General features: G+C 60.0%; 27 protein-coding genes. 8 read left to right on the top strand and 19 right to left on the bottom strand.

Going from position 1 to position 26,850, the window contains the following annotated elements; genetic code table 11:
• Positions 1–137: 137 nt before the first annotated feature.
• Together ACR0JN_RS09075 and ACR0JN_RS09070 are read left to right on the top strand one after the other, a co-directional pair.
• A complete protein-coding gene (locus ACR0JN_RS09075; protein ID WP_480885240.1) occupies positions 138–1,523 on the top strand; it encodes a radical SAM protein in 1,386 nt (461 codons plus the stop codon).
• The gene (locus ACR0JN_RS09070; RefSeq protein ID WP_480885239.1) at positions 1,520–2,359 is read left to right on the top strand and encodes a DUF547 domain-containing protein; all 840 of its coding nucleotides are present in this window, start codon (positions 1,520–1,522) and stop codon (positions 2,357–2,359) included. Before ACR0JN_RS09075 ends, ACR0JN_RS09070 begins: the two co-directional genes overlap by 4 nt.
• A gap of 210 nt (positions 2,360–2,569) precedes the next feature.
• On the opposite strand, the gene ACR0JN_RS09065 is transcribed toward ACR0JN_RS09070, so the two are convergent.
• Entirely contained in the window at positions 2,570–3,559 is a 990-nt protein-coding gene (locus tag ACR0JN_RS09065) for an adenosine kinase (RefSeq protein ID WP_480885238.1), read from the bottom strand.
• Positions 3,556–4,200 carry an endonuclease III gene (nth, locus tag ACR0JN_RS09060; RefSeq protein ID WP_480815689.1) on the bottom strand — a complete coding sequence of 215 codons (645 nt, stop codon included), beginning with the start codon at positions 4,198–4,200 and terminating at the stop codon, positions 3,556–3,558. Before nth ends, ACR0JN_RS09065 begins: the two co-directional genes overlap by 4 nt.
• Before the next feature lie 118 nt (positions 4,201–4,318).
• Between nth and ACR0JN_RS09055 the strand changes: the two genes are divergently transcribed.
• Complete coding sequence (locus tag ACR0JN_RS09055; protein ID WP_480885237.1) at positions 4,319–5,161, top strand: bifunctional helix-turn-helix domain-containing protein/methylated-DNA--[protein]-cysteine S-methyltransferase; 843 nt, start codon at positions 4,319–4,321, stop codon at positions 5,159–5,161.
• A 177-nt stretch (positions 5,162–5,338) separates the two neighbouring features.
• The gene (locus tag ACR0JN_RS09050) at positions 5,339–5,773 is read left to right on the top strand and encodes a glyoxalase superfamily protein (protein ID WP_480885236.1); all 435 of its coding nucleotides are present in this window, start codon (positions 5,339–5,341) and stop codon (positions 5,771–5,773) included.
• Between the two features lie 59 nt (positions 5,774–5,832).
• Here the strand turns inward: ACR0JN_RS09050 and ACR0JN_RS09045 are convergent, their stop codons facing one another.
• Positions 5,833–7,272, bottom strand: a complete 1,440-nt coding sequence (locus ACR0JN_RS09045; RefSeq protein ID WP_480885235.1) for an aldehyde dehydrogenase family protein — start codon at positions 7,270–7,272, stop codon at positions 5,833–5,835.
• Between the two features lie 191 nt (positions 7,273–7,463).
• On the opposite strand from ACR0JN_RS09045, the gene ACR0JN_RS09040 reads away from it, so the two are divergent.
• The gene (locus ACR0JN_RS09040) at positions 7,464–8,114 is read left to right on the top strand and encodes a peroxiredoxin (RefSeq protein ID WP_480885234.1); all 651 of its coding nucleotides are present in this window, start codon (positions 7,464–7,466) and stop codon (positions 8,112–8,114) included.
• A 71-nt stretch (positions 8,115–8,185) separates the two neighbouring features.
• On the opposite strand, the gene ACR0JN_RS09035 is transcribed toward ACR0JN_RS09040, so the two are convergent.
• From ACR0JN_RS09035 to ACR0JN_RS09015, 5 genes are all read right to left on the bottom strand, one after another.
• Positions 8,186–8,917, bottom strand: coding sequence for a glycosyltransferase family 25 protein (locus ACR0JN_RS09035; protein WP_480885233.1), 732 nt, complete (start codon positions 8,915–8,917; stop codon positions 8,186–8,188).
• Between the two features lie 70 nt (positions 8,918–8,987).
• Positions 8,988–9,677 carry an outer membrane protein gene (locus ACR0JN_RS09030; protein WP_480885232.1) on the bottom strand — a complete coding sequence of 230 codons (690 nt, stop codon included), beginning with the start codon at positions 9,675–9,677 and terminating at the stop codon, positions 8,988–8,990.
• Between the two features lie 138 nt (positions 9,678–9,815).
• Complete coding sequence (locus tag ACR0JN_RS09025; protein WP_480885231.1) at positions 9,816–10,328, bottom strand: helix-turn-helix transcriptional regulator; 513 nt, start codon at positions 10,326–10,328, stop codon at positions 9,816–9,818.
• Positions 10,329–10,351: 23 nt separating this feature from the next.
• Positions 10,352–10,624, bottom strand: coding sequence for a PepSY domain-containing protein (locus ACR0JN_RS09020; protein WP_480815697.1), 273 nt, complete (start codon positions 10,622–10,624; stop codon positions 10,352–10,354).
• A 118-nt stretch (positions 10,625–10,742) separates the two neighbouring features.
• Entirely contained in the window at positions 10,743–11,756 is a 1,014-nt protein-coding gene (locus tag ACR0JN_RS09015; RefSeq protein WP_480885230.1) for a Hint domain-containing protein, read from the bottom strand.
• A 212-nt stretch (positions 11,757–11,968) separates the two neighbouring features.
• On the opposite strand from ACR0JN_RS09015, the gene ACR0JN_RS09010 reads away from it, so the two are divergent.
• Positions 11,969–13,048 carry a hypothetical protein gene (locus ACR0JN_RS09010; RefSeq protein WP_480885229.1) on the top strand — a complete coding sequence of 360 codons (1,080 nt, stop codon included), beginning with the start codon at positions 11,969–11,971 and terminating at the stop codon, positions 13,046–13,048.
• 56 nt (positions 13,049–13,104) lie between these two features.
• Here ACR0JN_RS09010 and pnp read toward each other — a convergent pair whose 3' ends face one another.
• Both pnp and ACR0JN_RS09000 read right to left on the bottom strand, forming a co-directional pair.
• On the bottom strand, positions 13,105–15,255 hold the full coding sequence (pnp, locus tag ACR0JN_RS09005) for a polyribonucleotide nucleotidyltransferase (RefSeq protein WP_480885228.1): 2,151 nt from the start codon (positions 15,253–15,255) through the stop codon (positions 13,105–13,107).
• Between the two features lie 212 nt (positions 15,256–15,467).
• Positions 15,468–16,352: a hypothetical protein gene (locus ACR0JN_RS09000; protein ID WP_480885227.1), complete on the bottom strand. Its 885-nt coding sequence runs from the start codon at positions 16,350–16,352 to the stop codon at positions 15,468–15,470.
• A gap of 381 nt (positions 16,353–16,733) precedes the next feature.
• Here ACR0JN_RS09000 and ACR0JN_RS08995 point away from each other — a divergent pair, with 381 nt between their 5' ends.
• The gene (locus ACR0JN_RS08995) at positions 16,734–18,335 is read left to right on the top strand and encodes a BCCT family transporter (RefSeq protein ID WP_480815701.1); all 1,602 of its coding nucleotides are present in this window, start codon (positions 16,734–16,736) and stop codon (positions 18,333–18,335) included.
• Between the two features lie 95 nt (positions 18,336–18,430).
• Here the strand turns inward: ACR0JN_RS08995 and ACR0JN_RS08990 are convergent, their stop codons facing one another.
• The 6 genes from ACR0JN_RS08990 to ACR0JN_RS08965 form a co-directional block, all read right to left on the bottom strand.
• Positions 18,431–19,291, bottom strand: coding sequence for a hypothetical protein (locus ACR0JN_RS08990; RefSeq protein WP_480885226.1), 861 nt, complete (start codon positions 19,289–19,291; stop codon positions 18,431–18,433).
• Positions 19,292–19,503: 212 nt separating this feature from the next.
• Positions 19,504–20,208, bottom strand: a complete 705-nt coding sequence (locus ACR0JN_RS08985) for a hypothetical protein (RefSeq protein ID WP_480885225.1) — start codon at positions 20,206–20,208, stop codon at positions 19,504–19,506.
• Positions 20,205–20,945, bottom strand: coding sequence for a hypothetical protein (locus tag ACR0JN_RS08980; protein WP_480885224.1), 741 nt, complete (start codon positions 20,943–20,945; stop codon positions 20,205–20,207). The genes ACR0JN_RS08985 and ACR0JN_RS08980 overlap by 4 nt, the downstream gene beginning before the upstream one ends.
• 218 nt (positions 20,946–21,163) lie before the next feature.
• Positions 21,164–21,433, bottom strand: coding sequence for a 30S ribosomal protein S15 (rpsO, locus tag ACR0JN_RS08975; RefSeq protein ID WP_039528663.1), 270 nt, complete (start codon positions 21,431–21,433; stop codon positions 21,164–21,166).
• Between the two features lie 145 nt (positions 21,434–21,578).
• Positions 21,579–22,586, bottom strand: a complete 1,008-nt coding sequence (locus tag ACR0JN_RS08970; RefSeq protein ID WP_480885223.1) for a calcium-binding protein — start codon at positions 22,584–22,586, stop codon at positions 21,579–21,581.
• Positions 22,587–22,680: 94 nt separating this feature from the next.
• Positions 22,681–23,184: a DUF1643 domain-containing protein gene (locus tag ACR0JN_RS08965; RefSeq protein ID WP_480815706.1), complete on the bottom strand. Its 504-nt coding sequence runs from the start codon at positions 23,182–23,184 to the stop codon at positions 22,681–22,683.
• 103 nt (positions 23,185–23,287) lie between these two features.
• On the opposite strand from ACR0JN_RS08965, the gene ACR0JN_RS08960 reads away from it, so the two are divergent.
• On the top strand, positions 23,288–24,736 hold the full coding sequence (locus ACR0JN_RS08960) for a pyridoxal phosphate-dependent decarboxylase family protein (RefSeq protein ID WP_480815707.1): 1,449 nt from the start codon (positions 23,288–23,290) through the stop codon (positions 24,734–24,736).
• Positions 24,737–24,744: 8 nt separating this feature from the next.
• On the opposite strand, the gene truB is transcribed toward ACR0JN_RS08960, so the two are convergent.
• From truB to rbfA, 3 genes are read right to left on the bottom strand one after another with little or no spacing between them, the layout of a single operon-like run.
• Positions 24,745–25,656, bottom strand: coding sequence for a tRNA pseudouridine(55) synthase TruB (truB, locus tag ACR0JN_RS08955; protein ID WP_480885222.1), 912 nt, complete (start codon positions 25,654–25,656; stop codon positions 24,745–24,747).
• Between the two features lie 54 nt (positions 25,657–25,710).
• Positions 25,711–26,451 (bottom strand): phosphodiester glycosidase family protein, encoded by a 741-nt coding sequence (locus ACR0JN_RS08950; protein WP_480885221.1) that lies wholly within the window; start codon positions 26,449–26,451, stop codon positions 25,711–25,713.
• Positions 26,448–26,843 carry a 30S ribosome-binding factor RbfA gene (rbfA, locus tag ACR0JN_RS08945; RefSeq protein ID WP_170401134.1) on the bottom strand — a complete coding sequence of 132 codons (396 nt, stop codon included), beginning with the start codon at positions 26,841–26,843 and terminating at the stop codon, positions 26,448–26,450. The genes ACR0JN_RS08950 and rbfA overlap by 4 nt, the downstream gene beginning before the upstream one ends.
• Positions 26,844–26,850 lie beyond the last annotated feature (7 nt).

Genomic DNA, 26,850 nt, shown 5'->3' with positions numbered 1-26,850 from the left:
TGTCTCACTTTTTGACTTTGCCTGCAGAGTGCAGGGCGCGCACAGAAAGGCAACAGGGTCTGCTGAACAATCACCTGGCGACAAATCGCCGTGAGGGGGCGTGGCGCGGGGCTTTTGGCGTGGTTAGCCTCGGAGGCATGAAGGACACCGTTGACCCCCAAATCTCGACCAACCCGCGATGCGCCCCCGCCGGTCGTCGGTTTCATGGCTCTGATCGCCGCGCGCCGTTGCGGCAGGGTCTGCAGGCGTGTGGGGAATACGGTCCCGGCCAAACCGCGGGCCGGTTCTATCCCATCGCCTGCGTCGCGCTTGAGGTGACGCAGCGCTGCAATCTGGATTGTACGCTGTGTTATCTCTCGGACCGGGCCGAGATGACCTATGATCCCCCGCTCTCGGTCCTGTTCGCGCGGTTGGCGACGATCCACAGCCACTACGGGACGGGGGTTTCAGTGCAACTGACCGGCGGCGATCCCACCCTGCGCAAGGTCACAGACCTTGAGGCGCTGTGTCGCGAGATCCGCCGTCTGGGGATGCGCTCCTGCCTGATGACCAACGGGATCCGCGCCAGCCGGGCGGCTCTGGCGCGTCTTGCGGCGGCGGGGCTGGACGACGTGGCCTTTCATATTGATCTGACGCAGGAGCGGCCGGATTTCACATCCGAGGCTGAGCTGAACACTGTGCGCTGTGCCTATATCCGCCGGGCACGAGGGCTGGGGTTGCGCATTCTGTTCAACACAACGGTGTTCGAGGGTAATTTCGATGAACTGCCCGCATTGGCGCGGTTCTTCCGGGACCGGCCTGAGGTGGCGTTTGTCTCGTTCCAGATGCAGGCTGATACCGGGCGCGGGGTGTTACGCGAACGGCCCAAGGCGATCACGCAGGACAGTGTGATCCGCGCCGTGGAACAGGGCTATGAGACGCCACTGCATTTCGACACCGCCTCGGTTGGTCATTCGAAATGCAATCGCTATGCCAGCGTGTTCGCAGCGGGCGGGCGCGCCGTGCCGGTTCTGTCGAAACCCCGGCTGGTGCATGCGGTCATCGACGCGTTGCAGCGCTCTGACCGCTCGACGGGCGGGCATCTTGATATTGGCGATGCCGTTGGGCGGTTGGTGTTTAGAAACCCTTTGTTGGCACTGCGCGCGGGTCTGCATCTGGCAGGCTGCGTGTTGCGGCTGGGTGCCGGGCTGCTGCGTGGCCCTGTGCGGCGTCAGGCGGTGTTCATCCATAACTTCATGGCTGCCGACGCTTTGGAGGAAGACCGTTGTGCGTCTTGCGTGTTCATGGTGGCCACTGCTGACGGCCCGCTGTCGATGTGCGCGCATAATGCCGAACGCGATCAGCATCTGGCGCGCCCGGATCGGATCGAGGGGCCTTCGGGCCCGCAATGGTGGAATGCGGTAGTTCCTGATCTGTCCGCCAGCGCCGATCTGCCCGCGTTACCGGACCCCGCGCTTGCGCCGTTGAAGCGGCTCAAGGGTCAGATGCGGGCGGTGCGCAAAGCCCGAAAGGATGCGTCATGAGATATGTGCTGATCCTGCTCTTGCTGCCACTTCTGGCCGCCTGCGCCAGTGTCGAACGTCTGGCCCTGCCCGCCGCCGCGCCGCTGGAGAACACGGCCCTGACCCGCACCGCGCCACCCCCCGGCGACCGGGTGGATCACCGCGACTGGACCACGTTCCTGAACCGCTATGTCGCGCCGGATGCGCAGGGGGTGAACCGGGTGGCCTATGGGCAGGTCTCGCAGGCCGACCGCGCACGGCTGGACGGGTATCTGACGCAGCTGCAATCGGTTGATCCCGCGGGGCTGACCCGCGATCAGCAACTGGCCTATTGGATCAACCTCTATAACGCGCTGACCGTGGATGTGGTGCTCGAGAATTATCCCGTCGCCTCGATCCGCGACATCAAGGACGGGCCGCTGTCAATCGGGCCGTGGGGCCGGCCCCTGGCGACGGTAGCCGGTCAAACGTTGACCCTGAACGACATCGAACACCGCATCATCCGCCCCACTTTTGACGAACCGCGCATCCACTATGCACTGAATTGCGCCGCCGTGGGCTGCCCCAACCTGATGGACCGCGCATGGCAGGCGCAGACGCTGGAACGCGACCTTGCCGCAGCCGAGCACGCCTATGTCAACGACCCGCGCGGCGTGCGGTTCGATGAGCGGGGCAGGCTGATCCTGTCGAAAATCTACATCTGGTTCCGCGAGGATTTCGGGGTGAATGAGAAGGCGGTGCTTGCCTATCTGGAAACGGCGGCCGAGCCGGAGTTGCGCGCCCACCTACAGAACACAGCCCGCGTGAGTGCTTATGAATACGACTGGGCCCTAAACGACGCGGCAGCGGGTTCCTAACGGCGCGGAATCAAGGCCGTCAGGCCGCCGCGCCAGCGGTCGTTCATTGAGCGCCATTGGTTCAAGCCCAATGGACGATGCCGCCCCCATGGGGCGGCGCTTTTTCAACGTCTCTCGCAGGACCAGCGTATCAGTATGTGGCACCATAAAGTGCCCCGCGCAAACCTCGGATGCGCCACCCCGCGGATCGGCGCTGACGCGGCTCAGCGCTTACAGCTGCCCTTCGGCGCGCAGCAACTCTTGCATATTCGCCTCGGGGCGTGGGCCGATATGGCTGATCACCTCGCGGGCGCAGACATTGCCGATCTTCGCGCAGGTCTCGTAATCGCGCCCCGTGGCCATGCCGAACAGGAACCCGGCGGCGAACTGATCGCCCGCGCCGGTGGCATCCACCGGCACCACCTTTTCGACGGCCACGTCAAAACGCTGCCCGTCCGACAACACGGTCACGCCGTCGCCCGACCGCGTGCACACGATCAGCGGACAGATCGCGGCGGTTTTCGCCAGCGCCTCTTCCAGATCGTCGGTCTCGAACAGCGATTTGATCTCGGCCTCGTTGCCGATCACGAAATCCAGCTCATTCTCGATCAGCAGCAGGAAATCGACCCGGTGACGTTCCACACAGAACGGATCGGAAATCGCGATCCCCGCCTTGCCGCCGCCTGCGTGACAGTTCCGCGCCGCCTCAAGAAACGCGGCCTTGCCCTTTTCCTTGTCGAACAGATAGCCCTCAAGGAACATGATCTGACTGTTGCCCGCCACATCCGCAGACACGTCCTGCGATGACAGCTCGGACGAAATCCCCAGATAGGTGTTCATCGAGCGCTCGCCATCGGGCGAGACGAAGATCATCGACCGCGACGTCGGCAGCTCGCCCCCCGGCACCGGCGGGTTCACGAAATCGACCCCATCCTCGTTCATCGCCTCGGCATAGAACCGGCCCAGAGCATCATCATGCACCCGCCCGATGAACGCGGCCTCAAGCCCCAGCGCACCGGCCCCGGCAATCGTATTGGCGACCGAGCCGCCGGGCGTCTGCACCCGACCTTCCATCGAGGCATACAGCAGCTCGCCGCGCTCCTGCTCGATCAACTGCATGATGCCCTTCTCGATGCCCATCAGTTCCAGAAAACTGTCATCGGCCTGCGAAATCACGTCCACAACGGCGTTTCCGATACCGGTGAGTTGATAGGTCTTCATTGGGTCTTGTCCTCGAATTGACAGAGATCACGGATGATGCAGGTCGGGCATTGCGGCTTGCGCGCCTTGCAATGGTACCGGCCATGCAGAATCAGCCAGTGATGCGCATGGAGTTGAAAATCGGCTGGAATATTATCCTCGATGGCGCGTTCCACCGCGTCCACATCCTTGCCCGGGCAGATGCCGGTGCGGTTGCCGACGCGAAAGATATGGGTGTCGACCGCCTGCGCCGGCTGCCGCCACCACATATTCAGCACCACATTGGCCGTCTTGCGCCCCACACCCGGCAGCGATTGTAGTGCTGCGCGGGAATTGGGCACCTCGCCACCGTAGTCCTCGACCAGAATGCGGCTGAGTTTGATGACGTTCTTCGCCTTCTGGCGGAACAGGCCGATGGTTTTGATATGTTCGATCAGGCCTTCTTCGCCCAGATCCAGCATCTTTTGCGGGGTGTCGGCGATCTTGAACAACGCGCGCGTGGCCTTGTTGACGCCCGCATCGGTGGCCTGCGCCGACAGCGCCACGGCGACGACCAGAGTATAGACGTTCACATGCTCCAACTCGCCCTTGGGTTCGGGGTCGGCGTCGTGGAAACGCGTAAAGATCTCGCGGATCGTGTGATAGTCGAGTTGCTTTGCCATCCGCGCCTTAATGCCGACCAAGGGGCCGTGACACAAGCCCAAAGCCAATGCGCAAGTTCCGGGTCGCAGGGGGCCGGTGCGCGCGCTATGGTTTTGAAAACGAACCGAGGTGAACGCCATGAATGTCCAGACACCCGAAAGCGGATATCACTATAACGTCATGCGCCGCGCTATCGACCTGATCGATCAAGGGGGCGAGGGGTTGAGCCTCGAGGAACTGGCCTGTCAGATGGACATGAGCCCCGCCCATTTCCAACGCCTGTTCTCGCGCTGGACCGGCGTGTCGCCGAAGCGGTATCAGCAATACCTGACGCTGGGCCACGCCAAGGCGTTGCTGCGCGAGCGGTTCACGACGCTGGAGACCGCGCATAACGTGGGTCTGTCGGGCAGTGGTCGCCTGCATGATCTGTTCCTGAAATGGGAATCCATGAGCCCCGGCGAATACGCCCGCAAGGGTGAAGGGCTGGTGATCTACTGGGGCTGGTTCGATTGCCCCTTCGGCCCTGCGTTGGTCATGGGCACCGACAAAGGCATCTGCGGCATCGCCTTCACCTCGGAAACCGGCGAAGAGGCCGCGATGGAGGATATGGTTTCACGCTGGCCGAAAGCGGAATTTTTGGAAAATTCCGCGCGCCTGCACCCTTGGGTGCAAGGCGCGTTTGGCACCGACCGGTCCGAAACCCCCCTGCACCTGATCGGCTCGCCCCTGCAGATCAAAGTGTGGGAGGCGCTGATGCATATCCCCTCGGGTCAGGTCACGACCTATTCCGAGATTGCCCAGCGGGTGGGCTCGCCGCAGGCCGTGCGCGCCGTTGGAACGGCGGTGGGCCGCAATCCGGTCAGCTGGCTGATCCCGTGCCACCGCGCACTTCGCAAATCCGGTGGTTTAGGCGGCTACCACTGGGGCTTGCCAGTGAAGCGCGCGATGCTGGCCTATGAGGCGGCACAGGCCGATGCCTGATTGACAATGATGGCCCTTGGTGGCAGAAGCCGCGACAGGTTCGGGTCTCCTGCCGTTCGCGGCCCTTTGGCTTTGGTGAAACCCGATGACACCACATCTGTTGCCCTTTCCAGGCGCGCGGATGGCAATGCGAACCCCGTCCTGATGTCGCGCCCGTTCAAGGAAACGAGGCATAATATGACCAAATCATACGATATCGCTCCGGTAACGGAGCTGAAAACGCAGGCGAAACGGCTGCGCGCGCGATTGCAGGCCCAAGGCGTTCCCCTGTCGCACAGCGAGGCGCTTGAACTGCTGGCCCACCAGAACGGGGTCCGCGACTGGAATACCCTGCACGCGATGGCGGAAAACCGGATGCACCTGCGCGTTGGCGACCGGGTTTCGGGCTGCTATCTGGGTCAGCCCTTTACGGCAGAAGTGCGCGGAATGACCAAGCTGGGTGACGGAGAACAGCGCCGGGTGACTTTGCAGTTCGACACGCCCGTGGATGTGGTGCGGTTCGACAGTTTCTCATCGCTGCGCCAGCGCGTGACCGGAGAGATCGGCTGGGATGGCCGCTCGACCCGGCGCACCTCGGATGGCGAGCCGCAGCTGGTGGTCCGCCCCGCCTGAAATGAATAAAGCGAGGCACCCGACAGGGTGCCTCACAACTGGATCACGTCAGAACGCGGCTATTCCGCAGCCCAGCCGCCGACGGCCTTGACCTCAAGGAAATCTTCCAGCCCGAAAACACCGCCCTCGCGCCCGTTGCCGGATTGCTTCATCCCCCCGAACGGAGAGCCCGCGCTGCGCGATTTGCCATTCATCTCGACCATGCCGGACCGCAACGCCCGCGCCATCCGATTTGCGCGGTCGCCGTCCTGTGTCTGTACATAATTGGTCAGCCCGTAAGGCGTGTCATTGGCGATCTCGATGGCCTCGTCCTCGGTATCGAATGGGATCATGGTCAGAACCGGGCCAAAGATCTCCTCGCGCGCGATGGTCATCTGGTTGTTGGCATCGGCAAAGACCGTGGGGCGGACATAATACCCCTTGTTCAGACCCTCGGGCCGCCCGGTGCCGCCGGCGACCAGACGCGCGCCCTCGTCGATACCCTTCTGGATCAGGTCCTGAATCTTGGTCCACTGGACCTCGTTCACCACCGGGCCGATATGGCGGCCTTCGTCCATGGCGGGCCCGACCGAGACCTTGTTCGCCACCTCAGCCGCCGTTTCCACCGCCTGATCATAGATCGGGCGCTGCACCAGCATCCGGCTGGGCGCGTTACAGCTTTGGCCGGTGTTGTTCATCATGTGCAGCACACCGCGCTTGACCGCCTTTTCATCCGCATCGGCAAAGACCACATTCGCGCCCTTGCCGCCCAGCTCCAGATGCACTTTCTTCAGTGTCTCGGCGGCATTCTTGGAAATCGCCGTGCCCGCGCGGGTCGAGCCGGTGAAGCTGACCATATCCACATCCTTGTGACCGGACAGTTGCGAACCGACACTCGCGCCATCGCCGTTCACCAGATTGAACACGCCCGCAGGGAAACCCGCCTCATCCATCATCTCGGCAAAGATCATCGCGTTCAGCGGGCTTTGTTCCGACGGTTTCAGCACCATCGTGCAGCCCGCAATCGCCGCCGCACCGACCTTGAGCGTGATCTGGTTCATCGGCCAGTTCCATGGCGTGATCAGGGCGGCCACACCCACGGCCTCATAGATGATCCGGTCATTCGGGGCGTGATCGCCCAAGGGGCGCTCGAATTCAAACGCCTTGGCGGCGCGGATGAAGTTTTTCAGGTGCCAGATGCCTGCGCCGACTTGCTGAGTGCGCGACATATCGATCGGCGCGCCCATCTCATGCGACATGGCCTGCGCCAGATCTTCGGTGCGGGTGCTGTAGACCTCGACCAGCTTTTCGACCAGCGCGATGCGATCGGCCACAGGCGTCGCCATCCAGCCGGGCAGGGCGGCTTTGGCGGCGGCGACGGCGGCGTTGGTGTCGGGCTCGGTCCCGAGGGAAATGACCGCGCAGGGCTCCTCGGTCGAGGGGTTGATGACGTCAAAATCATGGGCCGCCGCAGGGGCGACCCATTGGCCGTTGATGTAGAAATTGCGCTTGTCGATCATGGTGTTTCCTCCCGCCAATAGGGCTCCAACCGGAATTTGCGCCAATGTGTCACCGGGCCATCGGCCAGGCAAGAGGCGGAAATGTGATAATGATCGGCTGCCCTTTTCGCACCCGGGTGCTTTAACAATGGCGCAAAGTGTTTACCTTGTCGGCAACCGACTCGGTTTTTCATCAGGAGAGGAGATGCCCTATGGGTTTGCGCATCAATGACACGGTCCCAGATTTCACAGCAGAAACGGATCATGGTACCATTCAGTTTCATGACTGGATTGGGGACAACTGGGCCATTCTGTTCTCGCATCCCAAGGATTTCACCCCTGTCTGTACCACCGAGTTTTCCGCTGTTGCGCAGCTGAACGACGAATGGGCGGCGCGCGGCACCAAGGTGATCGGCGTCTCGGTTGACGGTGTTGAGGATCACAAGAAGTGGAAGAAAGACATCGAGGCTTACGGCAACGCCAACCCCGGCTTCCCGATCATCGCCGATGACGGTCTGGCCGTGTCGAAGGCCTTCGACATGCTGCCCGCCGAGGCCTACCTGCCCGACGGCCGCACCCCCGCCGACAGCGCCACGGTTCGGTCGGTGTTCATCATCGGGCCGGACAAGCAGCTGAAGCTGTCGATGACCTACCCGATGACCGTGGGCCGCAACTTTGCCGAGATCCTGCGCGCGCTGGACGGGCTGCAGATGTCGTCCAAGGGTGTTGCAACGCCTGCGAACTGGGTGCCGGGCGAGGATGTGATCATTCCGCCTGCGGTGTCGAATGAAGACGCTAAAGAGAAGTTCGGTGAGTTCGAGACGATATTCCCCTATCTGCGCAAGACCAAGGCTCCGTCTTAAGGCGGACCGGGTCAGGGGGGCTGTCTGCCCCCCATCGCGCCCTGGGGGCGCGATTCCCCCCGAGGATATTTTCAGACAGATGAAGCAGGCGGGCGCTGTGGGTAGAGGTACAGCTTGCTTCGATATGCGGCGCGTTTGAATTCGCGCGTGAGCTTGTCGCTGAGAGGCGGGCGCGTCTGAATGGTTGAGCCGCCGATTTCTCCGGCCACTTCCCGATTGCCGCTGCCCAGCAGGGCGTGGATCGGTTGGCCTGTCAGCCAGTGCATTTGCAGAAAGGTGTCCACGGGGCGGTCGATCTCATCCGTGGCTTTCAGCAGGCGTTCGGCGGCGCGGCGTCCGACCATTTGGCAGACGCATTGCAGGCCGATGACCATCGGCAGGATCAGGCGCAGCCCGTTTTGTTCGGCAATGGTTTTGGATGCGATTTCGCGCTGTTTGACCGGAATGCGGATATAGTGATCCGGGGTGGCGATGGGCTGCAGCATGGTCAGCACCCGTTCCATTCGGGTGGGATCAATGCGCAGGTCGTCCTCGGTGATGATCGCGAGGTCGATATCTTCGTCCACCATTTTGCGCCAGATGCGGCGGTGGCTTTCGAACACGCCTATTTCCGCAGGCCGCAGCGCAAACGGGTATTGGGGGCGGTGCAATGTTCCCAGATGAACGCGGGTATCGGCGATCTGGTCCGGGTCACGCCCGTTCACGGCCTCGAACAGTTCGGCATTTGGCAGGTCTTGGCACAGTTGTTCGGCATTGGGACGCCGGGCCGTACTGGAGGACATATGGATGATGAAAGATCGCATGCCCCCGTGCATAGAACACGGGGGCATGCGGGGGAAGCGAAACCGGAGAGAAACACTTCGCCCTGTGGCATCAGAAGTTATAGCGCAGTCCGAAATTCAGGCTGAACGTGTCCAGATCATCCTCGACTGATCCGGTGGACGCGCCGTTGGGGGCCAGCCGGTCGGTTGAGACGTCAAAGGCGCGGGCATAGCGGGCGTCGACGGTGAACGCCGTGTTGGCGCTTATGTCATAGGCAACACCGGCGATGGCCTGAGCTGCGAAATTGGTGTCGCTGTCATCCAGCCGCACACCGGGCCCGTAGGAAATGTCGAAATCCGAATAGGTCACCCCCAGCCCAAACCCGGCATAGGGGGTCAGCGGGCCATCGCGCTTGAAATCAAACAGAATATTGGCAAACAGGGACGTTTGCGTCACGTCGCCCGATACATTGTTTTCGGGGGCCGGGCCGTTGCCGGAAAAGCTGACGCCATCCACGTCATTGTCGCGGTAGGACAGTTCCAGTTCGATCCGGGTGCCGATGTTTTCGGTCGACCATTGCGGGATTTCCCGGCCGATCGCCACGCCGAGGCCGAAGCCCGAGTCGAAATCGGTATCGACGGTCTGGTTCGCACCTCCGATGGAGCCGGAAAAATCGCTGTCCTGAAGCTGGCTGTAGCCGATGAATCCCTGCACATAAGCCCCATCGGTCAGGCTTTGGGCACTTGCGGCCGAAGCTGCCAGGGTCAGGGCTGCGGCGACCAGAGTGAGACGGTTAACCATGATTTTGTCCTTCGATCCGTGAGGTTCCTAATTGAGACTTGGGGAGATCCGGAACAAAGGAAAGGGGCGCGGCCATCACGTCGGGTCACAGGTTTTTGGACCTGTGTGAGAGCACGATTTCGCGATTGAAAATGCCGGTCAGCGTTCGGATATGGCAGACGGTTCCAGCAAGGGGTCGGACAGCAGTTCCTCCACGAAAAAGCTGAGAAGCTGCAGGCGGCCCGTTACCCCGGCTTTGCGGTAGACGGCGGCGCTTTGGGCCTTGATCGTGCCCTCTTTGGTCTGCCGCAGCCGGGCGATTTCGGCGATGGACAGGCCCTTGATGGCCAGCAGGGCGACATCGCGTTCGGCAGCGCTGAGCCGCCATTCGTCAAACTGATGCTCTATGAATTGCGCCATCGCACCACGGGCCACGCCAAGCTGGCGCTGCAGGTCGCCCACCCGCCGGGCCTGCGCCCGGATCAGCGCAATCGTCGTTCCCAGCCCGGCCATCAAGGCCAGCGCGAGGACCAGTTCAAACTGATGCAGATGCCGGAACCCGCCGCCGTCGCCTCCGGTCCAGTCCATCAGCGCGTCGGTCAGGAAAAAGGCGGCGCAGAGGGCCTGCACCACCAGCAGGAGCCACAGCAAAGACGTCTGAGATATCTTCATGAGGCTCCTTCAGGGTCGCGGGATCAGTCGTCGTCCTGCTCGATTTCGATGGCCGTCACCACGCCGCTTTCATCGTTCAGAACCAGTTCAGTTTCCACGCCATCCTTGGTGAATTCAACCTCGATCTCGCCGTCTTCGAACTCGATCTCTTCGACGGTGTATCCCTGCGCTTCCAGCACGGATCGGATTTCAGCTTCGGTCGTGCCTAGCGTTTCGCCGATACCGACATTGGCCAACGCCAGAACGGGTGCGGTTGCAATCAGACCAGCGAGTGTCAGCAGTTTGAGGTTTTCCATATCGCATCTCCTGTTTTGTGCGGTTCGATACGATCGAACTGGTGAGGCCGCCCCGCCGTTGCGATTGGATTTCGGTTGAAAACAGGGGAATTGGACCAAGGTTTATGCCGTTCGGGCGTCACGCGGCGCGGGCTCTTTCCGGGTGTGGGTAGGTGCGACCCGGCTCGGTAATCAGATGCTGGCGCAGCAGACGGGCCTCGGGTGTTTTCAGGACGGGCAGGGCTGTGGGGCCATATCCTTTCGGGCTGTCTGCCAACTCGGGAAAAAGCGCAAACAGTTCGCGTTGCGTGGCCGGGGCCATGGCGTCAAGGGTGCATGCGCCGGGGTAAAAGGACTCAGACCAGCACCCGTTCACATTCACCAACTCGTGCCGGTCAAACAGGATGTGGATGTATTCGACGCCCTGATCGGGCGTCAGTTGTACTACCGAATGCCCGTCGATCAACCCTTTGGCCGGGGCCAGCATCGCGGGTTCGGAATACATCAGTTCCATCTGAGGGCAGGACACCGCGATCCGGTGCTGGGGGGAGATCAGAAGATCACGGTCTGGGCTGTTCGCGCCCAGGCAGGCCGCCTGGATTTGCACAGGGCGCAGATGCGGTTGCTGCCGCAACTCTCGCGCCGACAGGCGACGCCGACCGATCCAGCGCACAGGGCGGGCGGTGCCATCTGCGGTGAGGGCAAGATCACCGGAGCGCAGCGAGTCGATCAGGCGCCCCCCCGACGGCGTCAGAATCATCGACCCCGAGGTGAAACAGACAAAAGAAGGTATCGTATTATACCCCGTTTCGGGGGCGTTGGAGGCCACGAAACCGGTGTTGGAAATCGTATCCCCCAGCGCGACATCGCCCGAGGTAACGATGATGTAGCGCGGGTTCGAAAATTGGATCAGAATAAATGTGACCGGCGCACCGTTGACCTCGCCACTGTAGCTTTCGAAGGTGCTGAACGACTGGGTTGAACCCTGCGCATTGGGCAGCCCACTCAGATCAATTTGCTGGCTCCCGTCGCCGTCGGATTTCTGCAACAGCGCGTCATTGTCGGTAATCTCGACGCTATAGCCGTTCTGGACATCAACGGAGCGGTTGGAGAAAGGATCAGCGCTGATTTCAAAGACGGTTATCGAGGCCACGGTCGAACAGCATCCCCGTAAATGACGCGGTTTACTTAATTTTGTGTCAACTCAACCTATAAGTGTTAAGAATTGGTTTACTTCGTTGGTGTGGAGCTTGCCCGATACGTTGTGTTGTGAGCAAACCATCCCTGAATGGGTTGGAATAGTTCAGAGAGTGAACTATTCAGGTGTTTCATCTCCTTTCAAAAGTCGGGTTAGCCGGCAAATCAATGAAAAAGAAACTTCAAGCACCCGGTGGGGTGGCTGCGCAGTTCTCTGACTGGTGTTCGCCAAGAAGAGGTATATCAAACCCAGAAAATCAGACCAACGATGTATGGTCGTGGCTCATGCAATCGCGGGCATGGCCTCATGCGGCGCATGAAGCTGTCGGAATCAAAAAAGAACAGGCACCTACCTGGTGTTTCAGTCGCTTTGGCCAGTCCGAAACGCGGCTGTCAGATGGAACCATCATTTATATCGGGGGTGAGCATGAGGATAGCTATGATCCTGATTTCTACATCTATAATGACGTCGTGGTGGTGCGCCCCGATGGCTCGGTGGAAATCTACGGATATCCGGTGGATGTATTCGCACCGCTCGATTTTCACTCGGCTACTATGTTTGGCGATGACATCTTCATCATTGGCGGACAGAGCCTTCTCAAATACCGGAATCCCACCAACACGCCGGTCTATCGGCTTCGACTGTCCGATTTCTCGATCCATCCGGTTGCCGTGCACGGACAGGCTCCGTGCTGGCTCTTCGAGCACGAGGCAAGGTTGGAGGATGACCGTCCCGTAGTCATATGCACCGGAGGCCAGATCGCTCATCAACCGACGGGGCGTGTCGTGGAAAACCTGACCACGTGGGCGTTTGACTTAGATGTAAAATCTTGGACGAGCATATCCACTCTTTCCTGCAAACGCTGGTTGCTGATGCGTGAGGATGAAAGTCCAAATGATCTTAGAGAGATTGAGGAAGTAGCAAAACCTTGTCGCATTCCCGTCCTGCGCAAATTCGCGGAAAAATATCGCGCCAAGTTCGCACAACGCGGTCATGTCGTCGATCCGGGCCTCTTCTTTTCAAGGTTTTCGCCGCCAATCCCGCACAGCGTTTTGGAAAGTGATGAGTACAAGGTCTACAGAATTCTCATAGACGGAGTGATTGTTCGTTATGTTGAGGACATGTTCGAGATTGCTGTCACCGTCGAAGGGGATCTGAGCCCGGAAAAGCTAGTGGTTCTAAGGCAACATGGTCTTGACACTTATAGTCGGCTCGAAGGTGCCCCGTACAAATGCGTGATGCTGTGACAAAAAAAACCCCGGCCAAAACCGGGGTCTTTCGCGTTGAGTAAGGGTAGGGCAGATTACTCTGCGCTTTCCTCTTTCTTTTCTTTCTTCTCGGGCACGATCTCTGCGCCGGTTTCCTGATCGACCACTTTCATCGACAGGCGGACCTTGCCGCGGTCGTCAAAGCCCAGCAGCTTGACCTTTACTTCCTGACCTTCCTTCAGAACATCCGACGGATGGTTCAGGCGGCGGTTTTCGATTTGCGAGACGTGCACCAGACCGTCGCGCTTGCCAAAGAAGTTCACGAAGGCACCGAAATCGACGATCTTGACCACTTTACCGGTGTAGATCTGACCCTCTTCCGGCTCAGCAACGATCGAGTGGATCATCTCATAGGCCTTCTTGATCGATTCTCCATCGGGCGAGGCGATCTTGATGACGCCGTCGTCGTTGATGTCGACCTTGGCACCCGAAACCTCGACGATTTCACGGATGACCTTGCCGCCCGAACCGATCACTTCGCGGATCTTGTCGGTGGGGATGTTCATGGTCTCGATGCGCGGGGCGTGGACCGAGAATTCGTTGGTCTCGGACAGGGCTTTGCCCATCTCACCCAGAATGTGCATCCGGCCGTCCTTGGCTTGCGCCAGGGCTTTCTCCATGATCTCGGGTGTGATGCCCGCAACCTTGATGTCCATCTGCAGCGAGGTGATGCCGTTTTCCGTGCCAGCCACTTTGAAGTCCATGTCGCCCAGGTGATCTTCGTCACCCAGAATGTCCGACAGGATGGCGTATTCGCCGTCATCTTCCAGGATCAGACCCATGGCCACACCGGCAACCGGTGCTTTCAGCGGAACGCCCGCATCCATCATCGACAGCGAGCCGCCGCAGACCGACGCCATCGAGCTGGAGCCATTGGATTCGGTGATCTCGGACACGATGCGGATCGTGTAGGGGAAGTCGGTCGCCGCGGGCAGAACCGCCTGCAGGGCGCGCCATGCCAGCTTGCCGTGGCCGATTTCACGACGGCCCGGGCCACCCACGCGGCCAACTTCACCAACCGAGTAGGGGGGGAAGTTGTAGTGCAGCAGGAAGTTCGATTTGAAGTTGCCATGCAGCGCGTCGATGAACTGTTCGTCGTCACCGGTGCCCAGCGTGGTCACGGCCAGCGCCTGTGTTTCACCACGGGTGAACAGGGCCGAACCATGGGTCCGCGGCAGCATCGAGGTTTCTGCAACGATCGAACGGATATCGGTGGTCGAGCGACCGTCGATCCGCTTGCCACCTTTGACGACGTCACCACGCAGAATGCCAGCTTCCAGCTTTTTCATCGCCGAACCGAGGTTGCCGTCTTCCAGCTGCTCCTCGGTCAGCGCTTCCTTGATCGCTTCACGCGCAGCGGCAACAGCGGCGGTGCGCTCTTGCTTGTCGGTGATCGCGAAGGCGGCGCGCATCTGCTCTTCACCAGCGGCTTTGACAGCGGCGTACAGGTCCGAATAGTCGGGCGCCTGGAAGTCAAACGGCTCTTTCGCGGCATCTTCGGCCAGCGAGATGATCAGGTCGATGACCGGCTGGATTTGTTCGTGCGCAAAGGTCACGGCGCCCAGCATTTCCGCCTCGGACAGCTCATAGGCTTCCGATTCCACCATCATCACGGCGTCTTTGGTGCCGGCAACAACCAGATCCAGACGCTGTTCGGGGTTCAGGCGCAGGTCCTGCATGTCGTCGACGGTCGGGTTCAGAACGTATTCGCCATCCTCGAAACCAACGCGGGCACCGGCGATCGGGCCCATGAACGGCGCGCCGGAAATGGTCAGCGCAGCCGAGGCCGCGATCATCGCAACGATGTCGGGATCGTTGACCAGATCGTGGCTCAGCACGGTGCACATCACCAGAACTTCGTTCTTGAATCCGTCAACGAACAGCGGGCGGATCGGACGGTCGATCAGACGCGCGGTCAGCGTCTCTTTCTCGGTCGGGCGCGCCTCGCGCTTGAAGAAGCCGCCCGGAACTTTACCGGCGGCATAGTATTTTTCCTGATAATGCACGGTCAGCGGGAAAAAGTCCTGACCGGGTTTTTGCGCCCGTGCAAAGGTCACGTTTGCCATGACGCTGGTTTCGCCCAGCGTGGCAATCACGCTGCCGTCGGCCTGACGGGCAACCTTGCCGGTTTCCAGTGTCAGCGTCTCTTCGCCCCACTGCATTGATTTCTTCGTTACATCAAACATATGCGTATCCTAGAACGGAGCACTCCCGCCCCTGCGGGTCTCCGGTTTGCATGGCGGCCCCATTGCCGCCGACCCCAGTTTATCTTCCATTCGAGTGCCGAGGTCAGGGCACAACGTCTCAGATACCCGCGCGCATACAGGAGAATGCGCGCGAAGGGAAGGGGCCTCGCTTTCCCCGGCGGTCATCGGCCTTGATGGCTGGGATGCCGGGATCAGAACGACCGCTCGCGGGATTTGCGTAACGCCCGAATGTCTGGTGCCGGTTCCGCAGAGGTTGACGGGGCCAGGGCAGGCTGCACATCGCTGTCGTCGAATTTCAAAAGGGCCAGCGCAGATATGGACCAGATCCACGAGTTGAGCCACAGCAAACCCGCTGCCGATGCGACGCCCCTGAGAATTAACGCGGAATCGAAATCCGGCAGCGACTGGGTGAGGATAAGGGAAACCGCGGACATCACCAGCGGCAACATCGCAAACATGGCGGTAAACAGACCGAAAAAGAACTGCAGGAAAATGGAAACGAAGAAGACGCAGAACAAGGGGATGAAGCTGCGCCCGAACCCGTTGAAGAACCTGCGGCCCGATGCACCAAACCCGGCCTCGCGCGCGGCGCTGGCCATGGGTACGGCCATGACGGTGTAGAGTGCAGCCAGAAGAACGCAGGCTACGATCATCTTGCTACCTACGGCAAGAAAGGCGAAGGACACCAGAACTGGCTCGGCAGCTTCGGTGAGCGCGCTTAGGGATATGGGTTGGCCCAGTTGCCAAAGCGCAAACAAAACACCGGCGGCATTGGCAAGCAGGGCCAGACCGCCCAGTGCGACCATAAAGAACACGCCGTAAAGGGTCGCGTTCAGGGCCAGAATCTTCAGATCGGTCTGGCGCATATCGCCCTTGAGCGCCAAAGCCACCCGAATACCGAACAGGCTGATAAAGGCGGCGGTGATCGGCTCGCTCACAGCGCTTGCGAAGCCAAGCGTGAGGAAACCCAGAAAAAACCAGACAATGATCGAGGCGAGGCTGATCAAAATGACCGGACCAACCATCCGCAACGTTACACTGAACGACAGGATCAATGAATTGAAGATAAGAAACATAAGGAATTGTCTGTCATTGAATGAGTACCCGGCGTCCGCCAGCCCTAAAAAAGCGGCAGCGTTGTATTGTTTTGCCGAAAACTACCTGAGGATGAGCGATTTGCAAGGGGTGGACTGGCTCAACGCCCGAGGTCGGGTCGCTTTGACGGATCGGACGGGCAGGCGTAAAGCGTGCTGGGCAGAGCCCGGATTGCTGCCTGAAATTGGGCGCTAACATATCTGAAAATGAATGCGTTTTGTGAAAATATGATGTCGGTGTAGGCTGTTACCACTGACCCGGCGGTCGAAGAGACGGAAACGCGCCAAGGCGGTAGAACACTCATATCCGTCGACCGGTCGAATACCTTGGCGTTTGCACCTGGCGAACAGAGGGGCGCGCGAATGGCTCAGACCAAGAAAATGCTGGATCCCGATCCACGCATCTATGACTTCGAGACCGAGTACGAGTTGGGGCAGGACAATGTCCGGCCGTTCGGTCTTGATATTCACAACCCGGTTTTTCTGATTTCCAGCATCCTGATCTTTGCGTTCGTCCTGATCGCATTGGCCAATCAGGAGGCTGCGGCGACCTTCTTCGGATGGCTCCGGCCCTGGCTGACCAGCACGTTTGACTGGTTCCTGGTGCTGTCGGTCGATGCAATCACCCTGTTCTGTCTGGTGCTGATCGTTTTGCCCGTCGGCAAGGTCAGGATCGGCGGCAAGGATGCCAAGCCCGATTATTCCTATGCCGGATGGATCGCGATGATGTTCGCCGCCGGTATCGGCATCGGGCTGCTGTTCTTCGGCGTGATGGAGCCGGTTTATTACAACTTTGCTGAAGGCGGAAATGCTGTGCCTTTGGGTATCGATATTGCGGTGCCGGGCAATGAGTATGCCGGTATCGTTGGCACCATCCACCACTGGGGCCTTGAAGGCTGGGCGGTTTATGCTGCTGTGGGCCTGAGCCTTGCGATCTTCGCTTATAATCTGGACCTGCCGCTGACCCTGCGGTCGGCTTTCTACCCGATCCTGGGCGAGCGGGTCTGGGGCTGGTGGGGCCACCTCATCGACACGCTGGCGGTGTTTGCCACACTGTTCGGTCTGACCACCTCGCTGGGTCTGGGCGCGCAGCAGGTTGCGGCTGGTCTGAATGAGGTGTTTGGCATCGAACCCAGCCCCACAGTCACCGTCCTGCTGATCATCGGCATCACGCTGATCGCGTTGGGCTCGGTCCTGATGGGCATGGATGCGGGCGTCAAACGGCTGAGCGAGATCAACATGATCATGGCCGTGGGCCTGTTCATCTTCGTGATCGTCGTCACCGGCGTTGGCACGGCCATTGCGCGGTATTTCAACGTCATGGTGGATTACGTGACGCACTTACCGGCCTTGTCTAACCCGTTCGGGCGCGAGGATACCAGTTACTTCCACGGCTGGACGACCTTCTACTGGGCCTGGTGGATCGCGTGGTCGCCCTTTGTGGGCATGTTCATCGCCCGCATCTCCAAAGGTCGTACGGTGCGTGAGTTTATCCTCTGCGCGCTGCTGGCCCCGACCGCTGTCTGCGCGCTGTGGATGTCGACCTTTGGCGGTGCCGCCATCGACATGCTGAACGCAGGCGGAGCCGAGGGTGTTCGCGCCACGGTGATCGACAGCTACGCCCCTGAAGGCGCGCTGTTCGGCTTCCTGAAAGAGCTGCCGCTTTACAGCATCGTGGCCCCCATCGCGCTGGTCCTGATCGTGGTGTTCTTTGTCACCTCGTCGGATTCCGGTTCGCTGGTGATCGACACGATCACCGCAGGCGGCAAGATGGACGCGCCGGTGATCCAGCGGGTGTTCTGGTGCACGCTGGAAGGTCTGGTGGCCATCGCCCTGCTGCTGGGCGGAGGCCTGTCGGCTTTGCAGGGCGCGGCGGTGTCAACCGGCATCCCATTCACGCTGGTTGTGCTGATCATGTGCTACTGCCTGTGGCTTGCGCTGAAATCTGAGAAGGCGAAGATGTAAGCAACGTCTTTGAACATTAGGGAAACGCCCACCCATGCGGTGGGCGTTTTTTTGTTCGGCGGTTTTGCAGCGAAACTCTGCGCACGTAGAAGGTGTCAGACAAATCCTGACGCCCATGACGCCACCGAAACACCGATCATCGTGACCAGGCAGAACAAAAACGCGACGATGCCCATTGACCGGACAGGTTTTTCGCTGACCGGCAGCACGTATTGAAGCGTGGAAATCAGTTTGGCGCTTCGGGACAGCACTCTGATCACCAAAGTCCCGAGCGCTGCAGCCCAAAGCCACATGCTGGAAACATAAGACGAAAGCAGAATGATGGCGATGAAAACGCCGATCTGATTTTGAAGAACCGATGGTACTTCGGCGAAATTATGTTGGCTCAGCGCATCGAGAATGCCGCGCAGGTAAACCGGATCGAAGGAAAGCAACGCAAAAGCCGCCAGTCCGAATATGATCAGGTACGAGAAATATGAGGCCAAGCAATCGACGATGATCGCGATCAGGACCGGTAGTTTTCCGGCGGCTACCTTCCCAATAATGAACCGGGTGCAAAACAGCGACAGGTAGTCGATGACCGGATTGATGATCAGGAAAAACGTCAAAACTCCGCCAATGCCGAAGACATTCGGCCCGAAATCCGAGACAAAATAGCGTTCCTCGGTGACAAAGAAGTACAGATAGCAAAAGGCAAAGGTCAGCCAGGACACCAGGCAGGACGCAAGGAAACATCGCAGGGTCCAGTGCCGCGGGCCGAACACCCGGACGAACAGACCCATGACCGCCGTGCCAACCGGGCTGTTTGCCTTGGGGGCCTTCAGGCGCAGCAGCCATTCGGAAATGTCGGCTCGGAACGCGGGCGAGACCGCATCGTCGCCTTTCCAGAACACTGACAAGATAATCACGATCAGTGACGAGGCGCCCAGAAGTTCCAGAATTTCATGGCCGAGCACCGTTCTTTGCCCTCATCAATCACATGCGAGAAATCGGATAATTTATGAGGCGCAATTTGCCCCATACGAGTCAAGGCCTCTTCCGGTTTGTAGACAGCCGTCGTTTTTGGAGTTTTCCCCAAGCTTGATCGAAGAAATGCCTCAAATGCTGCAGTGGTTGGCGCAGGAGCGTGTCGGCCCAGCCCAGACACGTTTTGGTTCCCAAGGGTTCGTCAGTTCAACTCATCTGGCGCGAGAATGAAAAGCCTTGGGGGCCAAAAATCCAGATGAACAGCTTCTTTGTCAAGGCGGGCAGACTCAATCGGTATCCAGTCCTCCCGTGGCCTGAAAAACAGAGTCCCCTGTACGCGACGCCCGTTATGCCACGTCGTTAACGTGCTGCAACACCCCAGGTAAGACGGTTGCGGAACCGTCTTATCACGGCCTGCCAGATTGGCGGTGTATCTGATTTCAAGCGAGTTTCTGCGGTTTCCTGAAAGAAATGAGAATTTGGTCTCTTGCAGGTTTCCGATGCCAAGTCCGCCGGTGATCGTCAATTGACCTTCTTGCGGCAAAAAATGATGACGGAAAGAACAACCGATGACGTTGAGTTGCAAGTTCAGCGCAATTTCCCTTTTCGCGCGCGCGCTGTCTTCCTTGGTGGACAGCAAGTGTTCTGCAGCGTCCGTTTCGACGTGCAAGCTTCCAAATTCCTTCAAGTCAATATTGGCGACAAGCCGGACCGGGTTGAAATGCGCAGGGCAAAGCCGCTCGTATTCAATTCCATTTAAGGATTGCAAAGTAGCCGTGGCGAATTTGTCCTGATAGAAGCTCAAATTCCAAGCCCGCGCTACTGCCGTATCTAACGGAACGAACATGAGAACTGCAATCAGCGTCAAAACCCAACCAATGTTGCGAAGTCTATGGCGCGAAATCATCGTGCAACTCCCGTTCCAATCACGGAGATGGTGCTTGTCAGGTCGAGGTGAACTAGGATCTGTCCATTGCCGACCTTCAGATCAAAAGGTGCATCCGGCAGTTTTACATACAGAGACAATTCTCCCATGATATTGTCGGGTTGGTTGCGGTAGCCAAAGCCATTCAGTGGTTCGAATTGCCATCCATCAGCGGCTGTCCAATTTCGACTTTGGTATAGTAAGGATATGGCCTGCCGCTCATCGGTCGTAAATGATCTTTGGATTTTCGCCGTAAAGCTTCCGATCTGGCCGGATATGAAGAAGTCACCTTTGATAAATTCGGGAAATCCAGCGTAGTCACAAAAGAACAGCGTTGCCTTTATTTTCATGTGGGCCAGTTCAGACTGCTGCTCCTCATTGTAGAATTGTTTTGAGAACCTCGCCGGCGCTTCGCTTGTGTCTTGCTCTTGCTGAACTTGCCCTCCACGCCGCACAACGATCTTCTTGACCGAGCTTTCCGATTTCTGGAAAGCGGACAGGTAGTGACCATTGGTTGTCAGTTCGTGGTTCAGCTCGATTTTCGCGGGCACAGCAGGTGCGACACAGTCAAACGGAGCGTCGCTTGTGATGGGCGTCAATGGTGCCGATATCCGGTCCAACTGCAAACCGATGCGTGCCTCTGCGGCTTCGGCGGAGACGGCGGAACTGGATGCGAATGTAAGTAAAGCGACGCGAGCAAGGCGTTTGGCGAAAAGCATCTTCATATCGGCGAAGACGTAGGACTCAACTAAGGCAATAGTTTGACATCAACCTTACGTCTTATGGCGGAGTTTAGTTTCCGAGATGGGCGGAACCGCGTCTGCGGTGAATTTCTGCGCGAAAACCGCCTCAAACGAAAAACACCCGCTGAACCAGCGGGTGTTTGATCTGTACAAAACGTACAAGCCGGATCGTGAAACCCAAGCAAGAATCTCGCTTAGCGGCGGATGCCCAGCTTTTTGATCAGGTCCTGATAGCGCGCTTCTTCCTTGCCTTTCAGGTAGTCCAGCAGCTTACGACGCTGGGCGACCATTTTCAGCAGACCGCGACGACCGTGGTTGTCTTTTTTGTGGGTCTTGAAGTGCTCGGTCAGGGTGGTGATGCGCGAGGTCAGGATGGCAACCTGGACTTCAGGCGAACCGGTGTCGCCCTCTTTGGTTGCGAATTCTTTCATGACACGTGCTTTTTCAGCGGCAGTGATCGACATCGGGGTCTCCTTGTAAAAGGTTAAGGTTGATGGCGCAGGCCGGGATGTCGTCCAGCGCAGGCCCATGGAGAAAACCGCACCGATTCCGATGCGGATGGGCGCGTATAGGCGCTTTTGGCGTGAATGGCAAAGGGATTCTGCTGGGTCAGCCCACCTGTCCGAATTGCGCCAGCTGCGCCTCGGTGATCAGTTGGATATCACCCGCCGCAATCCCCTCGGCCCCGAACAGGTTGGCCACCCTCTGACCGTCGATCAGAACATGGGTCAGGTTGGGGTTTTCTGCGTCGGTTTCGATCTGAATCTCGGGGTCATTCTGATCTTCCCACGTCACCAGCAGTTTGTCCTGCCCCGGCTGAAACCCCATGACCGTGACCTCATCCTGCTGCGCGTCCAGCACGATCTCATCCGCGCCTTGGCCGCCATCCACGACATCGCCGCCACCGGCCAGAATCGTGTCGTCCCCCGCGCCGCCGTTCAGGAAATCGGTCTCGTCATCCTCGTTCCCATGTAGCAAGTCGTCACCGTCGCCACCAAACAAAGTATCCTCGCCTGCACCGCCGGACAGGGTGTCATCGCCAAAGCCGCCCTGCAGCGCGTCTTCGCCCTCACCCCCCGTCAGAGTGTCATCATCCGCCCCGCCATAGAGCGCATCGTCGCCGTCACCGCCGTTCAGATGATCCTCGCCGAAATGGCCGTAGAGGGTATCGTCGCCCTCCTCCCCCGCAAGAGCATCATCGCCCGCGTCGCCATGCAGAACGTCATCACCCTGCCCGCCAGAGATTGCATCCGCCCCACTGCCCCCGTGCAGCACGTCGTCCCCGCCGTTGCCAGCGATGAAGTCGTCGCCCCCGAAGCCGTTGATCTGATCGACACCGTCCTGCCCGGTCAGTACATCCGCCCCGTCGCTGCCGGCAATGACCAGATCGCCTTCGAATTCCGACAGGATCGTCCCGGTTGATACTTCAGTGGCATCCGGGTCTGCAGGTTCGTCGACATTTTCGCCGATATCCAGATATTCGCCCTCGGTCACCGGGACATCGGTTTCACCTTCTGGTGTGTCGTCATCGGTGTCTTCTTCTGAAACGAACACGTCGCTCATCGCGTATGCCGCGCCGCCTATGGCGGCCAGTCCAAGCAATCCGGCCAGAAACATGGGAACCCTCCGAAAGCGTGCTGCCTCGGTGGGAAATATCCCATGCGATCAAGCCTTTGGTCAAAGCCAGGTTGAGTCTGTGGTTAACCCTTTGTCACCACGGTTCGGGCTGTTGGGTATAGGCGATATAGAGCGGGTGCTTCGGGTGCCCGTCCTTGGTCAGCCCAAGATGAAACAGCGGCTGGCCGGTGTCGCGCAGCAGGGTTTCCACCGCCGGGCCTCGGTCCAGATGCGCGCCATGGGTGCCCCAGGCGGCGATGACCTGATCGGCCCATTTCACGCCCTCCAGAATAGCGGCGTCATTCGCAGGCCCCACCGGATCGGCAGCGGCGCGCATCTTGCGCGGGTCGGTGTCGCGCCAGGCAAATATGTTGGTCACCTGAAACGCCCCGAAACCCAGCGCTCGCGCGCGGCGTTCACAGCGCTCGACCGTGGGGTCGTTCTGCACCTCGGTCGCGGTCGAGGGGTTGAGCATCACAAACAGCGCCTTGCGCCCGTCGGGGTCCCAGATGCGGGTCAGGCTGTAGCGGTAGTGCTCGCAATCGGAATACACGGCGGTCGAGGGCGCGTCGCCCTTGGTATGCGTTCGGGTGATCATGGTCCGGGTTTGTCCGGTTTCGGACCCGTTGACAAGGGCCGATGTCCGGCTGGCAGAAATGTGCTAGGTTGCCTGCATTTGAACACGCATTGGGGGGCTTTTCATGACTTTCGAAACACTCGATCCGGCGGATTGGGAGCAGACGCGCAAACTGGCGCATCAGATGCTGGACATGGCGCTGGATCACACGCGGGATGTGCGTGACCGACCGATCTGGCAGGACATGCCGCAGGACGTGCGCGCCAGCTTTGAAACTCCCGCGCCGCAGCAGGGCCTGCCGCTGGGCGATGTTCTGGACGACGTCAATGCCCGTGTGATGGCCTATCCGATGGGCAATATCCATCCCCGGTTCTGGGCGTGGTACATGGGCGCGGGCAATTTCACCGGCGCGATGGCGGATTTTCTGGCGGCCGTGCAAGGCTCGAACCTGGGCGGGGGCAACCACGCGGCGGCGCTGGTAGACCGGCAGGTGGTTGACTGGCTGCGTGAAATGATCGGGCTGCCCGAGGGCGCAAGCGGAACGCTGACCAGCGGCGGCAGCGTTGCCAACATGATCGGGTTGACCGTTGCGCGCAATGTGCAGTCCGGGATCGACATGCGGCACGATGGCGTGGCCGCGATGGATCGGCCCATGCGCTATTACGGGTCAGAACAGATGCACAGCTGCCACCAGAAATCGCTTGAGACGATTGGCCTTGGCAATGCCGCCCTGCGCCGGGTGCCCACGCGGGACGATCTGACGATGGATCTGGAGGCTCTGGCCCGGATGGTCGCGCAGGACCGCCAAGACGGCCTGAACTCCGCCTGCGTCATCGCCACTGCCGGAACCGTGAATACCGGGGCGGTGGATGACCTGACCGCAATCGGTGACTTCTGCCGGAAGGAGGGCCTCTGGTTCCACGTTGACGGCTGTATCGGCGCGCTGATCGCGATTGCGCCTGACAATGGCTGGCGCGTCGCCGGAATCGATCGGGCGGATTCCGTGGCGCTGGACCCGCATAAATGGCTGCACGCCCCGTTCGAGGTCGGCTGTGCCCTTGTCCGCGATCATGATGCGCATCACGGGACATTTACGCTGACGCCGGAATATCTGGAACCACAGTCGCGGGGCGTTGCCGGGGCCGCGTTTCTGCACGACTACGGTATCCAGACCACGCGCGGGTTCCGGGCGCTGAAGGTCTGGATGTCCCTGCGCGAACATGGGGTGCAGAAATTCGGCAGGCTCATCGATCAGGACATCGAAAAGGCGCAGTATCTGACGGGTCTGATCGAGGCGCAGGACAATCTGACGCTGATGTTTCCGACCTCGATTAACATCGTCTGTTTCCGCTACGATCCCGGTGGGCTAAGCGATGACGCCCTGCGCGAGATCAACACTGAAATCATGTTGCACCTGCAGGAGGAAGGCACCGCCGTCGTGTCCGACACCACCGTGCGCGGCTCTCATTGCTTGCGCGTTGCGGTCAACAACCACCGCACCCGGACCGAGGATTTGGACTTGCTGGTGTCCGAAATTCTAAGGCTAGGGCGCGCATTGCGGCTCGCGGCCTGAGGTCCGGGTCAGTTCGGTTCCACAAAGACCCTGCTGGGATGTAGCACGCCGGATTTGTAGATGCCGACTGCGACCGCCTTACCGTCCAGCGAGGCCCAGGCCTCATCGCCATATTCCACGTCCGACGCCAGCACCATGCCCGGATTGCCGTTGCGCAGGCGGGTGGCCCCTTCGGGGGTGCATTTCAACTCGGGCAGGTCGGCGAGGCCTGTTTCTAAGGGGTGCAGATACTCATCCAGCGCCGTGGTCTTGGCCATCTCGTCGATTTGCTCGATGCTCAGCCCATCTTCGGCCTCGAACGGGCCGGACCAGATGCGGCGGAGTTCTTTGACATGGCCATGACAGCCCAGCGCCGCACCCAGATCGCGCGCGATGGACCGCACATAGCCGCCCTTGCCGCAGGTCATCTCCAGCACCACGTGATCGGCGTCGGGGCGGTCGACAAGGATCAATTCCTCGACCCATAGGGGCCGGGCTGACAGTTCAACATCCTCGCCATCGCGGGCCAGTTTATAGGCGCGCTGGCCGTCGATTTTCACGGCGGAGAACTTGGGCGGGACCTGCATGATGTCGCCCAGAAACGGGGACAGAGCCTGTTTGATATCCTCATCTGTCGGGCGCGTATCGCTGGACGCAATCACCTCGCCCTCGGCGTCATCAGTGTTGGTCAGCTGACCCAGACGCACAGTGAACGTGTAGGCCTTGAGCGCATCGGTGATATAGGGAACCGTCTTGGTCGCCTCACCCAAAGCCACCGCAAGAACGCCGGTTGCTTCGGGGTCCAGCGTCCCGGCATGGCCCGCCTTCTTCGCGTCCATCGCCCAGCGCACCTTGTTGACCACCGACGTAGAGGTCATGCCCGCAGGCTTGTCGACCACCAGCCAACCCGAGATATCGCGGCCCTTGCGTTTGCGTCCCATAGTTCACCCAGACTCCAGTTAAGGCGCGCGGCCTAACGGATCGCCTCAGCCCTGTCAATTTGCAGGGACGTCTTCGACTACACCCACGATAGGCCCCAGCGAGAACCCGATATCCGACCGGTTGCCCGCGCGGTCGTAGAGGCGCGAGATATTGCCGTCAAAGAACAGTGCATTCGGCGTCTGCAGCGCATCGCGGAACAGCAGGCCGAATTCGTGGAAGGTGACGTAGTCGTCCGAGATCGCAAAGGCCACCCGCGTCCCATCATCGCTGGTGCCCACCCCGTTGCGCACGAAAAGCGAGGTCGAATCGGGCAGGAACCGGGGGTGCAGCTCTCCGTCGATCACCAGCATGGGGCCGGATTGGGTGGCGAAACGGCAATCGGGGGCTTGGTCGACATAGTCCAATGTCTCGAACACATCCGCCCGACCCTCGCGGATGCAGAACACACCGTTGGGCAGCAGGCCGAAATTGCCGGGGCCGGGGTTCGAGATGACGCGCATCTGCTCCTGCCCCTCCTCGACATAATGGCCGACGGGCGAGCGGTCGTCGTGATACATGCCCGCATTCATCGCAAAGGCCAGACGTTTGCCCTGCGCGGCCAGAGCCTCGTTGACCGAGGAAAAATGCCCAAGCAGATCGCCGTCGGCATCGTTCAGAAACAGGCGCAGGTCTTCGGACGCGTCCGCCTCGCAGACGGTATAGCGCTTGTCCTCATGGGTGATCTTCTCGCAGGTCACCGCGCCAGCCTGCGCAGCCCAGAGGACCGCGCCCAACGTTGCAAGCGTGCGGATCACTCGTCCAGATCGCGGCGCACCGCGTCCTGTTCGAACATGCGGCGGGTGTCGTCCAGACGGTCGAACGTGTCATCCAGCCGGAACCGCAAATCGGGCGAGAATTTCAGGTTCAGCTTCTTGCCGATCACGCGCCGCAGCTCGCCCTTATTGCGGGCCAGCAGATCGATCACGTCCTCCTGCCCCTTGCCGCCCAAGGGCAGCACATAGGCGGTGGCGATCTTCAGGTCAGGCGAGGTGCGCACCTCGCCTACAGTGATCGACATGCGGTTCAGGTCGGGGTCGTGGACATCTCCGCGCGCCAGAACCTCGGACAGGGTGCGGCGGATCAGTTCGCCGACACGCAGTTGCCGTTGGGACGGGCCGGGGCCATCGTGGAATTTGTTCTTTGCCATAATCCCC

The organism is Ruegeria sp. G12, from assembly GCF_056533565.1.
This window is presented reverse-complemented; position numbering and strand designations above follow the sequence as displayed.

Coding starts and splice junctions, on each gene's coding strand:
- ACR0JN_RS09075 (WP_480885240.1), top strand. CDS start 138: ATGAAGGACACCGTTGACCCCCAAATCTCGACCAACCCGCGATGCGCC.
- ACR0JN_RS09070 (WP_480885239.1), top strand. CDS start 1,520: ATGAGATATGTGCTGATCCTGCTCTTGCTGCCACTTCTGGCCGCCTGC.
- ACR0JN_RS09065 (WP_480885238.1), bottom strand. CDS start 3,559: ATGAAGACCTATCAACTCACCGGTATCGGAAACGCCGTTGTGGACGTG.
- nth (WP_480815689.1), bottom strand. CDS start 4,200: ATGGCAAAGCAACTCGACTATCACACGATCCGCGAGATCTTTACGCGT.
- ACR0JN_RS09055 (WP_480885237.1), top strand. CDS start 4,319: ATGAATGTCCAGACACCCGAAAGCGGATATCACTATAACGTCATGCGC.
- ACR0JN_RS09050 (WP_480885236.1), top strand. CDS start 5,339: ATGACCAAATCATACGATATCGCTCCGGTAACGGAGCTGAAAACGCAG.
- ACR0JN_RS09045 (WP_480885235.1), bottom strand. CDS start 7,272: ATGATCGACAAGCGCAATTTCTACATCAACGGCCAATGGGTCGCCCCT.
- ACR0JN_RS09040 (WP_480885234.1), top strand. CDS start 7,464: ATGGGTTTGCGCATCAATGACACGGTCCCAGATTTCACAGCAGAAACG.
- ACR0JN_RS09035 (WP_480885233.1), bottom strand. CDS start 8,917: ATGCGATCTTTCATCATCCATATGTCCTCCAGTACGGCCCGGCGTCCC.
- ACR0JN_RS09030 (WP_480885232.1), bottom strand. CDS start 9,677: ATGGTTAACCGTCTCACTCTGGTCGCCGCAGCCCTGACCCTGGCAGCT.
- ACR0JN_RS09025 (WP_480885231.1), bottom strand. CDS start 10,328: ATGAAGATATCTCAGACGTCTTTGCTGTGGCTCCTGCTGGTGGTGCAG.
- ACR0JN_RS09020 (WP_480815697.1), bottom strand. CDS start 10,624: ATGGAAAACCTCAAACTGCTGACACTCGCTGGTCTGATTGCAACCGCA.
- ACR0JN_RS09010 (WP_480885229.1), top strand. CDS start 11,969: ATGAAAAAGAAACTTCAAGCACCCGGTGGGGTGGCTGCGCAGTTCTCT.
- pnp (WP_480885228.1), bottom strand. CDS start 15,255: ATGTTTGATGTAACGAAGAAATCAATGCAGTGGGGCGAAGAGACGCTG.
- ACR0JN_RS09000 (WP_480885227.1), bottom strand. CDS start 16,352: ATGTTTCTTATCTTCAATTCATTGATCCTGTCGTTCAGTGTAACGTTG.
- ACR0JN_RS08995 (WP_480815701.1), top strand. CDS start 16,734: ATGGCTCAGACCAAGAAAATGCTGGATCCCGATCCACGCATCTATGAC.
- ACR0JN_RS08985 (WP_480885225.1), bottom strand. CDS start 20,208: ATGATTTCGCGCCATAGACTTCGCAACATTGGTTGGGTTTTGACGCTG.
- ACR0JN_RS08980 (WP_480885224.1), bottom strand. CDS start 20,945: ATGCTTTTCGCCAAACGCCTTGCTCGCGTCGCTTTACTTACATTCGCA.
- rpsO (WP_039528663.1), bottom strand. CDS start 21,433: ATGTCGATCACTGCCGCTGAAAAAGCACGTGTCATGAAAGAATTCGCA.
- ACR0JN_RS08970 (WP_480885223.1), bottom strand. CDS start 22,586: ATGTTTCTGGCCGGATTGCTTGGACTGGCCGCCATAGGCGGCGCGGCA.
- ACR0JN_RS08965 (WP_480815706.1), bottom strand. CDS start 23,184: ATGATCACCCGAACGCATACCAAGGGCGACGCGCCCTCGACCGCCGTG.
- ACR0JN_RS08960 (WP_480815707.1), top strand. CDS start 23,288: ATGACTTTCGAAACACTCGATCCGGCGGATTGGGAGCAGACGCGCAAA.
- truB (WP_480885222.1), bottom strand. CDS start 25,656: ATGGGACGCAAACGCAAGGGCCGCGATATCTCGGGTTGGCTGGTGGTC.
- rbfA (WP_170401134.1), bottom strand. CDS start 26,843: ATGGCAAAGAACAAATTCCACGATGGCCCCGGCCCGTCCCAACGGCAA.